Raw genomic sequence first — 14,533 nt, 5'->3', positions numbered from 1 at the left:
ACTTATTTTACACTGAATAAGATCGCAAAGTAGCCATTGCTAAGGCTATTTTAATTAGGGAGTAAACCTTTGTCGTGTTAGTAGCAAAACTTCAGCCTTAGTTTTTAATGTGCACGCGTCAACAGCCTATAGCCAATATTTTCAGATTTAACTTAACCACTTAGTAAAATGCTACCTAGATGATTTTATGATAAAAAACTTTCATCTTGGTTTATTTTGACTAGGCTTAACATTAGTAGTTATTTTAACCAATTAGAAAAAATTAAAAACAACCAGCTCAGTTGATAAGTCTTAAAAGACACATAAAAGCCAAAAGATGAATTATAGATGCCTATTGCTGTTGCCTGTCATCAGCTTGAAAGAAATTATTGTCATAGTGCTTCTAAGTATATCGTTGCAGAAAGGGATTTATAGATGGATATCAAGGGGAGCTTAGAGTGTAACCAGCTAATTAAACGCTATATTGCCACCAGAGCCGCCACAACCGAAATATGCGCCCCGTTAGAAATAGAAGATCTGTGTATTCAGCCCTGCGCCGACGTCAGTCCACCTAAATGGCATTTGGGACATACTACTTGGTTTTTTGAAGAGCTAATATTACGCCAGTTTGTTGCAGGTTATCAGCGCTTTGATGAGCATTTTAGCTTAATTTTTAACTCTTACTATAAATCAGCAGGCCTGCATTGGACCCAAAAAGATCGCGGTAACTTGTCTAGGCCTACGGTAGCGCAAATAGCCCAATACCGTCAGCAAATTGATGAGCTAATTCTAAGCTTACTCAATGCTGGGATATCAGAAGAAATTGCTACCATTATTGAAATTGGTATTCATCATGAGCAGCAGCATCAAGAGCTTCTGTATATGGACATTAAGTATATTCTGCATTGCAATCCCAGCAGTCCTCGCTACAGCAAAACACCGTTAATGAGCGCACAAGCGGTCACTGGCTCATGGCACACTTATACTCAGCAACTGGTGGAAATTGGTCATTGTGGCGAAGGCTACGCATTTGATAATGAATCACCGCCTCATAAAACTTACCTGACAGATTTCTCAATCTCTGACACTCTTATCACTAATGGTGAGTATTTAGCGTTTATTGAGTCAGCAGGCTATCAAACGCCAAAATACTGGTTAAGCATGGGCTGGGATTGGCTTAACGAGAACGGTATTACATCGCCTTTGTATTGGCGAAATCTCGATGGAAAATGGTTTGAATACACCCTTCATGGCCTAACACCTTTAGACTTAAGTGCCCCTGTGGTTCATGTCAGTTATTTTGAGGCCAACGCCTTTGCCAATTGGCGCCAATGCCGCTTACCCACAGAGCAAGAGCTAGAGCATTATTTACGCAGTAGCGACAATCAAGCCTTAATCTCAGCCCAAGGCCTGCCACCAGCAAGTTATCATCAACCTCAGTTACACCCCATCAATGCAGGTGATACTTCAGGTCAAGTCTGGTGTTGGAGCCAAAGCCATTATTCAGCCTACCCCGGCTATAAGCCCTTTGAAGGCAAGTTAGAAGAATACAATGGCAAGTTTATGTGTAATCAGTTTGTGCTTAGAGGCGGCTGTATTGCCACACCGCCACATCACTATCGACATAGTTATAGAAATTTTTATCAACCACACCAGCAATGGATGTTTTCAGGGATCAGATTAGCAAAGGATATCGTGTGAAAATTTCTAAAATTGATTATAAAAGTGACAATATTGACGCAATAAATAAAGAGCAATTTGCGATTGATGTATTAACTGGCCTCAGCGCTAGCCCAAAAACCTTACAAGCTAAATACTTCTACGACGATACTGGCAGTAAGATTTTTCAGCAAATTACCCAACATGAAGATTACTACCCCACTCGCACTGAGTTTGAAATTTTAAACACCATCAAACATGAACTGGCGGAGCTTATAGGTGAACAGGAAATTGATATTATCGAACTCGGAGCAGGCGACGGTCATAAAAGCCAATTAATCATTGATGGGTTCGTGGATCACAACTGCAAAGTCAATTACTACCCCATCGACATTTCAGAAGAAGCCATGCTGATGTTAGAAGACAACATTTGCGATCACCCTAATGTTGAATGTCACGGCATAGTAGCGGAATACTTTGAAGGCTTAAGGCTGGTGAGAGAAAAATCGACCAACAAACAACTGGTATTGTTTTTAGGCTCCAATATTGGCAATTTTGATCGAGTTCAAAACCAAGGCTTTTTACGTCGTTTGTGGATGAGCATGAATGCTGGCGACTACGCTCTGGTGGGTTTTGACCTAAAAAAAGATGTCGATGTACTGACCCGAGCTTATAACGACTCCAGTGGACTCACCAAAGACTTTAACCTGAATTTATTAACACGGATCAACAACGAGCTTGGGGCTAACTTTGTGGTGGATAATTTTCAGCACTTTGGCATTTACAGCCCCCTTCTGGGCGCTATGGAAAGCTACGTCATCGCCTCAAAGCCTCAAAATGTGTATATCTCGGCGCTAAAAAGACAATTTCATTTCGACGCCTTTGAACCGATTCATTTAGAGTACTCCTTTAAGTTTCTCAAAAGTGATATTGACTTTATTAGCCAACATACCGGTTTTGAGGTCATTAAACACTTTTCAGATCCGCGCGACTATTTCATTGATTCATTGTGGCAAGTTAACAAGTAGCCACCCTATTTCAATACTATGACGTCATCTTGCGATAACAACAGCGGCAAACTAGGCTTTGGCAATGGCGATTTAATACCATGCATGAAAGATACTTAAAACCATTCAAACTCAGGAGCGAATAATGCCCCAAGATCTTCAAGCCAATAAACACAATGCTATCGCATTTTACCGCAGCGCTTATTTAGGCTATCCAGTTAAAGCCGTTGAAAAATATGTTGGCGCAGAATACATTCAGCACAATCCGATTGTGGCAGATGGTAAACAGGCTTTCATCGATTACTTCATTGAGATGGCTGAATATAAAGGAAAAACAATTGAGTTTGTCAGGGCCATAGCAGAAGATGATTTAGTGGCGCTGCATACCCATCAAGTGTGGCCAGGTAACGATCAGTATGTCACCATGGATTTCTTTCGATTTGATGACCAAGGCAAGATAGTCGAACATTGGGACTCTATTCAACAAATACCTGCTGAATCAAAACATAGTAATACAATGTATTAAGCCGTCATTAGGCGTAAATTAAGCTATTTCTTGCTTATCTATAGAAGTCTTTCAAAACCAGTAAATCATTAACGTGATAGCTTAACCATCAAACCTAAATCGACTAATAATTGCTAATAATCTTATGAAACTTGAAGAAATTTACCGACAAGACCTTAGTTTGCTTATCGCATTACAAATCTTAGTCGAAGAGTGCAGTGTTACAAAAGCGGCAAAACGGCTGCACTTGAGTCAATCTGCCACCAGTCGAATCTTAAGTCGCTTGCGGGAAATGCTCAACGACCCACTCTTTTCACGCGTTGGCCAACAATTAGTACCAACCCAATATGCTCTAGATTGCTATCAACAGCTGCAAGGCCCTACTGGGCAATTACTGCAACTACTTACCCCAAGCGAATTTATTGCCAAAGAATGTCAGCAGAAATTCACCATTGCCACCACCGACTTTGCCGCACAAGGTCTGCTGCCGCTGGTGTTGCCTAAACTCTATCAACTGGCACCCAATATTGGCATTGAGGTCATTCCGGTGCAGCATCAATACCTTCTATCGCAACTGAGTTTACAAGGCGCTGACATGGCAATTTGCCGCGCCATAGGGCAAACAGAGCAATTACAACAAACAAGGTTAGGTTTAGTGGGCGTTAGCTGTTTAGTGTCCAATCACCACCCTGCTGCAAATAAAGCCCTATCACTAGAAGATTACCTACGCTTTCCCCACGCCACCATTGCCATTAGTGATGGTGTTAAAGCCATTGTCGACTCATCTATCGCGCAGTTCCCACAACGTAAAGAGTTATTAAGGGCGCCGAATTTAGACAGTGCACTGGCATTGCTTGAGCTGCATCCATTAATTGTTACCTTGCCCGAAGGCATGGCTGAAATCGCCGCAGCCAAACACGATTTGATTGTAAAGCCACTGCCATTTGCAATAGCACCACTAAACTACAATTTATTTTGGCATGCACGCTGTGAGTTAGATAAAGGCCAGTGCTGGCTAAGGGATAAAATAGTCGACTTAATTAAGCCTTTGCTTATCACTAACAGGCAAAAATGAGCACTAAAAAAAGACACAAAAAAGCGGCTATTAAAGCCTCTTTACGATCTTTTAAATAAATGCTTGAGCTAAAAAATACTCTTTACATGAATAGCTTTAAGTTAATAAATTATTGGCAATTAACCAATACCCGACCAGTCACCCTACCTTTAACAATCTGCTGTGCAAATTCTGGTACTTGCTCAAGAGCAACAGTTTGACAGGCTTGCTGATAAAAGCTTTCTGGCAATAAGGCTATGACTTGCTCCCATGCCTTCACGCGTTTTTCGAACGGGCAAGCAACAGAATCAACACCCAACAAGTTAACTCCACGTAAAATAAACGGCATCACAGTGGTTGGTAAAGCAAAGCCACCGGCTAAACCACAAATAGCGGCACTACCACCATAATTGATTTGGGTTAACGCGGTAGCCAACACTTGATTGCCGACGGTATCAACCACCCCAGCCCAGCGTTGTTTATCTAAAGGACGACCCGCTTGTTCAAACTCGCTTCGGTCAATCACTTCACTGGCACCAAGCTGTTTAAGCAGCTCACCATTAGACTCAACACGGCCAGAACTTGCCACAACGCGATAGCCAAGCGCTGACAGTAACGTCACAGCAACTGAACCCACGCCGCCACTGGCACCCGTTACTAGCACTTCACCTTGCTCAGGTGTAACACCAGCCTGCTGTAATGCTTGCACACACAACATCGCTGTTAACCCTGCTGTACCAATCATCATAGCTTTAGCAGCATCAGCATTTTGTGGCATAGGCACTAACCAATCAGCTTTAACACGAGCCTTCTGGGCCATACCGCCCCAATGGTTTTCACCAACGCCCCAACCCGTTAGGATAACGTGATCACCTGCTTTATAACGCGGAGCTGCAGACTCACTCACCACACCCGCAAAATCAATCCCAGGCACCATAGGAAACTGACGAATAATTTTGCCTAACCCAGTAACAGCTAAGCCATCTTTGTAATTTAGCGATGAATAACTTACATCAACTAACACTTCACCTTCAGGAAGATCTGCAACAGATAATTGGCGAACCTCAGCTTGGGTCTGCTTATCATTTTGGGTTAATACAAGTGCGTTGAACATGGTGGCGCTCCTTACATTTTAGATAAAATTATCATAGTGTAAAAACCACCATGAATACACTGCACACTTTGCATGCCACACATGCACAGGAGTCATACATTAGTAGCATTCCAGTCAGTCACTAGCATGTTAATTATTCAAACCAATTTAGACAAAAAACATCAATGAGTATAGGCACAATTGGCCATAAGCGAGGAGACAAAGGGATAAATATAAGCAATACAGATTTTGAAAGGGATTTGGCTATATCTAAAAAATTAAAAACCAGAAAAGACAAAGGCCTAGCATTTCTGCTAGGCCTTCTAAATTTGGCAGGGGTAGCAAGACTCGAACTCGCAAACCATCGGTTTTGGAGACCGCTTAAAGACCAAATGTTGTTAATCGACATAAATTGAACACCATCAACATCAATCAACTTTTCCTTTTAAAACATAATGATAACTCAAACAAAATAGAGTTATAAAAATATCCAATTTACACCATTTAATGACTACTTGGTCACCATGAGTCATATTTTGGTCACCATTCGCAGTGTAATATTTATACTACTTTATGTTGATAGTCAGTAAAATCACCGCTTAATCATCACTCATATTGCCTAGGTAAATCAAATTACTTTAACAAAAAATTAGTACGATATTTATGACTTGCATGTCGAAAATATCGTACTCAATTTGCAATGTTAATTCATAGCTTTCGGCTTACGCATATTACATCCCTGACATAAAGTATGGTCCATGTAATTTTCGCACAATGCTTGATATTCATCACTCTGCCATATTTCTTTCACTGACCTTTCTTCAAGATTGCCAAAATCACCAAGGCTTTTTCTTTGCTGATCAGGGGCACAGCACACATTAAATCGTCCACTAGGATCAACCCACATCTCATGACCTAAGAAAGGACACTCTCCTTCATCAGCAATATCATCAACGTTATCAGGATTAAGTTCAAAAAAATTCTCTAAGCATAATTTGTGCAAGCTAATCTTATTATGATCATTGGCAATTTGATGGCAATGCCTCACAACCTCATTCCAACGCTTTATCGAATCATGATTTTTACGTAAAGATTGTGATTTAATTTGATCAAAATGAGCCCATAAATGATGGCCTTTTACGCGATCGAACCCTAATTCAATAGCCATCTCAACCATTTTAGAGATCTCATTAATATTTAATTCTAAGAAAGTCAGTTGCATTGTTAGTTTGCAATAGTTACCACCTTCTTTTGCAACCAAATCTCGAATGGAGATAAATCTCTTAGTATTCTCAATATGTTGTGCCAAACTCGCTCTGGGCATTATTTGCTCTTGAGTTTCTTTAGTCGCACCATTCCAAGAGATCTTTACATCACTCCCGATAGGCACAATGCGCTTTGCCCAATACTCGACATTTTTACTTTTATCAGGACTAGGAAAAGTGCCATTTGTGGTGAGATTAATCTTTAGGTTTAATTCTTCACAAAGATCTAAAATCAAATCAAAATGACGATACAGCAAAGGCTCCCCCATTGTTGACGGAATGAGCTCTTTTACTCCCATTTCAGCAGCTTCTCTTACCACACGTTCAAGTAGTGTCCGAGACATATTTGGTCGCTGTGTTCCATTGCGCTTTCTCGTACTTTGCGGCTCAGCAAAGATGGAGTGATCCTCACACATAATGCAGTTAAGATTACAAGTGTCTGGATTAGTATCAATGGTGATCCGCCAAAGGGATTTCTCATTGCTTTTCATCACAGAAGTCCCTTGTAAATTTCTTCAATATCCAGTATCTGTTTAGATATATCAGGGATATTACCATCATCACTATATACGTAACCTCGCTCACCTAAACTGGTTGCCCATGCATGATTGTCTACCATCCGTTGCATCTGTTTTGCCAAATCTTCAACAGAGCGATGTTCAAATAGCAAGCCATTGACTTCATGATGAACATACTCAGCCATTCCACCTGTATTAGCAGTAATAACTGGCACTTTTGCTTGTTGAGCTTCATGTATAACCAAAGGCGAATTCTCTACCCACACAGAAGGAACCACTATCGCATCAACATGATTAAATACATCATCAACAATTTCTTGATTTTTATATTCTGCCATCCATTCGATTTGTGCAGATTTCCCTTGAGGTAAGCTATTCGCAATATCTTTCAATGCCTTCGTCTCTTGACCTCTATTACGACCCCATACACGTAACGTTGCATTTCCCTGAACCATACCAAAGGCTTCAATTAACTGATGGATCCCTTTAGCGGGAATATGTGTGCCTATATAACCGAATGAAAAAGATTGTTCTTTTATTCGACTGCGACTATTCATTCTTTTGCGGTCAAACCCATAATCTAAATAAATACTTTTATCTTTTGGTAATCCAAAATCTTTCTCATACCTTTCTTTAAGGTACTTGGCGGGCGAAATAAATAAATCGACTTGTTTAACTACCTCACGAATATGCGTCATCCTTCTCTCTACCCAATTTTCCCAATAAGCAATATCATGTTCTAACTCTTCAGCTGCTCCGGAAAAATAGCGAGCATAACAGCGCGTTGCACACTTCCTATTCTCCTGACCATCACATGCAGCCCATAAGTTGCTGTCATCAGAATGCATTTGCATAAACTGCCCTCTTGGGCACATCAACCAATAATCATGCAAGGTATAAACAATCGGAATATTTCTTTTTTTCGCTTCAAATACCAAGGATGTTGATAAGTGATTCAGATGGCCAATATGTACAATATCAGGATTAAATTGCTCGAGTACCTTAGCAAATTGTTGATCGATAACTTCTAAGCGATAGCGGTCCTTATGTCTAGGGTTATTCGCAATATACAACTTGATGCGTTCATCATCGATATCCGTTTCATATCGTAATTCACCGTCAGGACGAAATGGATCTTCTTCTCTAGTAAAAACATGAACTTCATGGCCCCGCGCTGCAAGCCCAAGGCATAGTGTTTGAGAATAGACTTCAGAACCTGCGTTGTAACGCATTGGATAGCCATGAATGACTTTTAGGATTTTCATACAGTAACCTTTTTATTGTTTAATTCGCGTTCAAAATCAGTAACTAACTGGCAGATACCTTGCTTTGGTGTCACTTTAGCAGCCCAACCTAATAGAGATCTCGCTCGACTTGCATCTCCAACAAAATTAGCGACATCATAATTTCGACTTGGAGCCAGCAGGATCTTCGACTTACTTCCTGCAGCTTGGATTGCCAGAATCGCAGCCTCTTCTAATGTTGTGGGGAGCCCTGGTAATAAATGAATAGGAGGTAAATCAGCTACACCCGCATCTAATTTGGCGATTATTTTCATAAGGCCATCGACGGTGTCTGATATATGTGTAAAATCAAACGTATTAGCTAAACCATCAACCCTTAAGTCTTCTCCAAGCACTGCCGCACGACAAAAAGCTGGGAGCACTCGATCATGATGGTCTTCTATACAGCCATATACATTTGCAAGTCTGACGATAGCAGTCTGTAATCCAGTTTTACGAGCAACCATAGCAGCTTGTTCCATTTCAAGTTTAGATTCTCCATATACATTAACTGGTTGTAAATTTGCGTCTTCTGCTACAGGTTTTATTGCTGACTCACCGTATACCTCTCGACTACTTGATACTAATACCCAAGGTCGCTTCTTACTTTCAATTGCTAATTTTAATAATTGTTTACTTGCTGTAGAGTTTGTTAACTTACATAGCTCAGGATTATTTTGTCCCCAAACGACCCTCGATACAGCAGCAAGGTGTATAACTCCGTCACAATCACTCATAGCCAGCTTTAAGCGTTGAGTATTAACAATATCTCCAATAAACTGAATATTTTCAGAACGTAGATCTAATCCCACTGGATTAAAACCCGCTTGTTTAAGTCGAGGCCATAAATGTCGCCCAACCAGGCCCTGATGACCTGTAATAAGTATTTTTTTCACATTAATTCCTAGATGAAATTTTTATTATTGTCACTCGAAAACCTAAATCGGCTTTGGACACCAAAGGTATTTAATGCCAAGCTCTCTAGCCTGTACAAGTGCTTGATCATAGGTATGAACAATCGGTACACCTCGACTATTAAACGATGTGTTTATTAGTCCGGATATTTGATATTTTTTATTGAGTATTAATAGAAGTTGGTAAATGTGGTTTATACCAGAGTCCTCATCAATAACCTGAGCACGTAAGGTGTTATCTGCATGAATGCTACCTTGAAATGATTCTAGCCATTCTTTTTTTACACCCCAAGCCCCCAACATATAGCGCGATAAGTTTGAGTTAGGGTTATAATTAATCAAAGCTGACTGAGCAATACTCGAAAGTATCATTGGTGCTACTGGCCTATACCATTCACGCTTTTTCATATCTTCACTAAGCTTTTTCCTAATTGAAATAGAATCAGGTCTTGCTAGTAAACTTCTATGACCAAGTGCCCGGGGTCCAATTTCACTATCTCCAGAAAAGACAGCTACAACTTCACCAGCATCAATCGTTTTAGCCACTTGATTAAAATCATCTAACAAAACAACATCAGAAGATTCTGTTAGTGAGTTTTCTTTTGAATGTGAATTAATAAATGCCGAGCAAAGCTTTATATCATTCCCTTTCATCCATTCCATATAAGCTGCAGCGCCTAAAGCTAAACCACAATCGCTTGGTGCGGGCGGAATATTGACGACATCAAAACCAAGCTCGTTCTCTATCCTGACATTAGCATGTATGTTCAACGCTGCCCCACCTGAGTAATAAAGCGATTTAGCCCCAGTTGCCTCTTGGTACTTACCAATATATTCAAGAACCTGCTCTTCGAGCTCTCGTTGCATACAACTGGCAATATCAGCTCCTTTTGATCCTGAAAGGTCTACAGATGAAGCATCCTCTGAAAACCAATGATGTTCATTTAAAGAGCGATGCAAATCGCTCGAGTATTTACCGTAACTTGCAAGGCCCATTAATTTTCCAGGCATAGATAAATGTTCAGTAAGCTCAACATTGAGTATTTTGGCAGTTAAAGAGTTGGCATTGAAATTATTAACAGACGCCTTTAGTTTTGGATGCCAAGCATGATCAAGGTGCTTAATACTACTTCCATCGAAATACCATGCAGAAGCACACGAATTTGATGCACCACCATCAATATGGATCAGGAGACTATTTGGCTTGAAATTTCCATAAAATGGTAAGCATGTACCTATGTGAGCCATTTCATGTGTCATAATGCTATGGTTATCATCAACTTTATAAAACACATCCTCCACAGGTAGAGTCACATTTACATCGATGATAAGTGTCCCATCATGACTTATGAATTGATTGCCCATAAATGAATTAACGAGCACCCATTGGATACTTTCACCAGAACTTAGCCATGGCTCCAACAAGCTCTTTAGATAATGATTCAACCGACCATCATGTTTGATACCAGTAAACCTTTCTAATTCACAGCAAAATAGCAGGTTGCCTTTTCTGAAGACTGCGACACCATGGTCATGTGAACGATGCTCTTTTAATGGGTCACTATCACCATAAATACCTATAGTTAACATGCTATACCTCTTTAATAGGGGCAAGGCGTCTCACGGTTACCTCCCCTTTATTTTTGATATAGCAGATGCCCTCTAGATAGTCGCACCAATCACTTTTATTCGATGTTTTAAGCCCCAAGAAATGCATCATGCAAGCAGCATGTAAATCATGTGTCACTAGCACAGAAATGGTTGCATTAGACATCTGTTTTTCAATAAAAGAATTTAGCTCTTCTGATGCTTGTGCTAGCGGCAACATCCCGTTCGCAAATCCAGTTTCTAAATATTTATCAACAAAACCATGGAAGTCTTTTGCCATGTCAGTTTCATGTTCAAATGAACCATCGAAATAGATGCCAGGATCGCCCAACATAGCGTTTTTTTGAAGAGGTAACGTTACTGAATCCGTCTCTTGTTGAATATTCTCACACGTCTGAAGACATCGAATTAAAGGACTTGAAAATAGCTGTATACGCCCTAAGCCTGCAAGCTTTCTCCCAAACAACTCAGCTCTTTGTTTACCGAGTTTACTTAGAGTAATCTCATTCCCCCAATTAGGCGTATCTTCAGTTATAGCATGGCGGTCTGAATGCCTAATAAGAAATGCAACTTGGCTTCCACCTTCAACTTTCTCAGCTATTTCATCAAAGGTAATAGCATTTTTGTTATGGCATAAATATGTATAATGGCCATTCTCTTGTAGTCTAATCCCCTTGTTTGATGTGTTTTCACAAAAAGCAAAGTTGTTATAGAAAGGCTCGGCTCTCTTCAACCTTAAGTTATGAATAGGGTGACCTGTTTGGTCAATATGATAAAAACCATTGCGATCTCTAACAACTGCAAACCCCTTATGAAATGGTTCTGCATAAGTAAAGGTACATGAGTAAACTCTTTCACCCTTCTGATTTATATGGAACGCAGACTCCCCTTGATATGCAACAGCTAATCCATAACGGAAATCTCCCACATATGTGAACCGACTACGATAAACCTCTAAGCCTTTTTTATTCACATGATAGAAGCCTGATGGATCTTCAACAACACATAAACCATCTTGAAAATTACCAGACCAAATAAACCGATTATTGTTTAATGCTTCGCCACTCAGATTAATATGCAAATATCCCAAAGCATCAACAACTGTAGCTACACCATCATAAAACCCAAATGTTTTAATAAACCGATGTGAATACACTTGAACTTCATCTGTCGTTATATGGTAAGCACCAGAAGAATCGGATATTGCCGCCACGCCTTCAGGATAATGAAAGCTCATCCTATGTTGTTCATTCATTTCAAGTTCCCTCTCTTTATTGGTTATATGATGTTAATCTAGCAATGAGCATGCCAAGACAAAAAACAACCGCCATTTAACTAAATCCCTTAAAAAACAACATTATACGCGCATTTGAGAATATTTAATAAATAAGAAAAGTCAAAGGGAAATTAAACGCAAACCTTTAGGTTAATTACAGTTAACCTTTTTGTTAACAAATGATAGTATATACATTTAAACATAAATGGGCGTACTCAGACCATGTCATCAAAATTCACTTTTATTACCCCATTTTTTCAAAGACATGGAATTGGATTTTTAGATGTAATATTACAAGCGATTGATGACAATAATGGGATTGTTAGTCAACAGTTATCTCAAATTGAACAATATGAGTTAATGTGTAAAACCTTAAAGCATGGCCAACTTAATAATCTAGAAAGAGTAATCTACTTACTTCCAGGTAATTATCTAGACAGCAACAATATTGTCTCTTTATGGAAAGAATTTACGTCAGAAGCAAAACTGGCTGCTATTGAAGAAAGCATCATTAAGACGTCTATTAGACCTAATGAAAGTATTGCGGATTTACGCAAATTAGTGACTTATTTAAATGAAAGTAAAGATAAACACTTCCCCAATTATGAATGGCTAGAAACAAATTGGGGTAACCACCAAGATCTATTGCACATCATCAATGAGTTCAGTCTTAAGACCCAAATTGATTGGTATAAAAAATGCTCCCCTATATACAAGAATAATGCATCAATAAAATTTGAATTCGTTGAGTTAGATATTCAATACAATCAGCTTCAAGAGGAAGTTGAAACGACCTCTGCATTAAAGAAATGGTTAAGTCATCAAGATCTTGATATTCATACTTATGTTAATTTATGGGGAGTCGCTACATCTTTTCAAATTGCACTTTACTGCTTGTCTTGGTCAACAACCCGATTAAAGAACGTCCACTTTTTAAAATGTTGTACGCATAAAATATCTAATATCGAGCAGCGGTTTACTCCTCTTAACATTGTTCCCGTAAATAAAGATTTATTAGCTGATTTAGAATCAATGAATCACAAGTTAACTGGCCTTTCTACTCAGCAACAAGATACATTTAAGTGGTTAAAGCAATATAAAGAATTTGAAGACAACTTTACGATTATGCTGCTTGGCCCTCGAGGAATAGGTAAAACTAAAGTTGTAAAAGAAGTTTACGGTAGTGAGCTTGATTGTATTATCTCGGTCAACTGTGCTCAATTTCAAAGCAACCCTGAACTCGCACGTAGTGAACTATTTGGACATGTGGAAGGCTCTTTTACGGGAGCGAATACAACAAAAGATGGGGCATTTACACAAGCAAATGGAAAAGTGCTTTTCTTAGACGAAATCCATCATCTAGATAAAGCAACTCAATCAATGTTATTAACCGCCTTACAAACTGATAATAAAGGATATTTTCATTACACACCTTTAGGCGCGGACAGGCCAAAGGCATCAAAGTTCCAACTTATTGTAGCCAGTAACCTAGAAGAAAATAAATTAAAAGGGAATATTCTTAACGACCTACTAGATCGTATCAGCCAGCGTTTACTAACCTTTAGCCCGCTTATAGCAGGGCCGGCAATTGCTGACAGATTTACACATGTTTGGAATGAAATGGATTTTAAAGGGGTGCACAATAATCCTCTGGAAGACATGGGTTTAGAATTTAAAAATTGGTTAACTGACAGGAATCGAGTATTTAGTGGTAATTATCGAGATTTGCAAAAAATTTCAATTTTATGTGCGGATTATCAGCGATGCAAAAACAATTCAGATCTTATACATAAAGGAACTTCGTTAGTTAACTATATCCAAGCTAACTGGCGTGAAAAATTGAATGAAAAAGAAGATACTATAGAAAACTTTTTTAACGAGAATAATCATCTATCAATTAAAGCAATGACTAATGAGTTTAAAGCAAAACTTGTCCAAGCAGCTGAGTTTCACAGTGGCGACATCAAATCTGCGGCTAAAATGCTTGGGATTACGCCCAAAAATATAATCGAAATAAAAAAAAGATATCAAGAGCAGTAGCTTTAATTATAAAGGCCTTAACTGAGTAATATCATGATGCCGATCACTCACGATAATTTTTTGACCTAAAAGTGATCAGCATCGGTGGTATTGACTGATTGCGATAGATGAGAATATACACTTGACTAGATTTAGGCCGAATTAAACTCTGAAGTGCCGCCTTTTAATTCTTAATAACTCCTTTAAAACGCGCGAAAGTATTCATTTGTTCGGACGCATTAAGGGGATGATAGTCTTTATTATTTGCGATCAATGTGAGGGTGTAACAGATTCTGTGTAACTGCAATTTAGTTAATATGCTTCACAATTCTGTCTTCGAACTCAATAATAAA

At 39.2% G+C, this 14,533-nt stretch carries 11 protein-coding genes; 5 read left to right on the top strand and 6 right to left on the bottom strand.

Translation table 11 applies throughout. From position 1 onward, the window contains the following. The first annotated feature begins 414 nt into the window (after positions 1–414). The 4 genes from egtB (at position 415) to Q4546_RS03745 (ending at position 4,225) form a co-directional block, all read left to right on the top strand. Positions 415–1,680, top strand: coding sequence for an ergothioneine biosynthesis protein EgtB (gene egtB / locus Q4546_RS03760; RefSeq protein WP_303411677.1), 1,266 nt, complete (start codon positions 415–417; stop codon positions 1,678–1,680). Further along, a complete protein-coding gene (locus Q4546_RS03755) occupies positions 1,677–2,666 on the top strand; it encodes an L-histidine N(alpha)-methyltransferase (protein WP_303445721.1) in 990 nt (329 codons plus the stop codon). Before egtB ends, Q4546_RS03755 begins: the two co-directional genes overlap by 4 nt. Positions 2,667–2,790: 124 nt before the next feature. Further along, positions 2,791–3,171 carry a nuclear transport factor 2 family protein gene (locus tag Q4546_RS03750; protein ID WP_303445720.1) on the top strand — a complete coding sequence of 127 codons (381 nt, stop codon included), beginning with the start codon at positions 2,791–2,793 and terminating at the stop codon, positions 3,169–3,171. 124 nt (positions 3,172–3,295) lie between these two features. After that, the gene (locus Q4546_RS03745; RefSeq protein WP_303445719.1) at positions 3,296–4,225 is read left to right on the top strand and encodes a LysR family transcriptional regulator; all 930 of its coding nucleotides are present in this window, start codon (positions 3,296–3,298) and stop codon (positions 4,223–4,225) included. A gap of 109 nt (positions 4,226–4,334) precedes the next feature. Here Q4546_RS03745 and Q4546_RS03740 read toward each other — a convergent pair whose 3' ends face one another. The 6 genes from Q4546_RS03740 to Q4546_RS03715 all read right to left on the bottom strand — a co-directional run bounded on the left by Q4546_RS03740 (position 4,335) and on the right by Q4546_RS03715 (position 12,140). Beyond that, positions 4,335–5,318 (bottom strand): MDR family oxidoreductase, encoded by a 984-nt coding sequence (locus Q4546_RS03740; protein ID WP_303445718.1) that lies wholly within the window; start codon positions 5,316–5,318, stop codon positions 4,335–4,337. 682 nt (positions 5,319–6,000) lie between these two features. Beyond that, a complete protein-coding gene (locus Q4546_RS03735) occupies positions 6,001–7,053 on the bottom strand; it encodes a radical SAM protein (RefSeq protein ID WP_303445717.1) in 1,053 nt (350 codons plus the stop codon). Beyond that, the gene (locus tag Q4546_RS03730; RefSeq protein ID WP_303445716.1) at positions 7,053–8,345 is read right to left on the bottom strand and encodes a glycosyltransferase; all 1,293 of its coding nucleotides are present in this window, start codon (positions 8,343–8,345) and stop codon (positions 7,053–7,055) included. The genes Q4546_RS03735 and Q4546_RS03730 overlap by 1 nt, the downstream gene beginning before the upstream one ends. Then, positions 8,342–9,259, bottom strand: a complete 918-nt coding sequence (locus Q4546_RS03725; RefSeq protein WP_303445715.1) for an NAD(P)-dependent oxidoreductase — start codon at positions 9,257–9,259, stop codon at positions 8,342–8,344. Before Q4546_RS03725 ends, Q4546_RS03730 begins: the two co-directional genes overlap by 4 nt. Before the next feature lie 42 nt (positions 9,260–9,301). After that, positions 9,302–10,867 (bottom strand): carbamoyltransferase C-terminal domain-containing protein, encoded by a 1,566-nt coding sequence (locus tag Q4546_RS03720; protein ID WP_303445714.1) that lies wholly within the window; start codon positions 10,865–10,867, stop codon positions 9,302–9,304. A 1-nt stretch (position 10,868) separates the two neighbouring features. Further along, entirely contained in the window at positions 10,869–12,140 is a 1,272-nt protein-coding gene (locus tag Q4546_RS03715) for a histidine phosphatase family protein (RefSeq protein ID WP_303445713.1), read from the bottom strand. 243 nt (positions 12,141–12,383) lie between these two features. Here Q4546_RS03715 and Q4546_RS03710 point away from each other — a divergent pair, with 243 nt between their 5' ends. Beyond that, on the top strand, positions 12,384–14,201 hold the full coding sequence (locus Q4546_RS03710) for a sigma 54-interacting transcriptional regulator (RefSeq protein WP_303445712.1): 1,818 nt from the start codon (positions 12,384–12,386) through the stop codon (positions 14,199–14,201). The last annotated feature ends 332 nt before the right edge of the window (positions 14,202–14,533 follow it).

Source organism: Shewanella sp. 4_MG-2023, assembly GCF_030548015.1.
In the GTDB taxonomy this organism is placed as follows: domain Bacteria; phylum Pseudomonadota; class Gammaproteobacteria; order Enterobacterales; family Shewanellaceae; genus Shewanella.
Note: the sequence above shows the minus strand (reverse complement) of the source record. Positions and strands in the feature narration are given on the sequence as shown.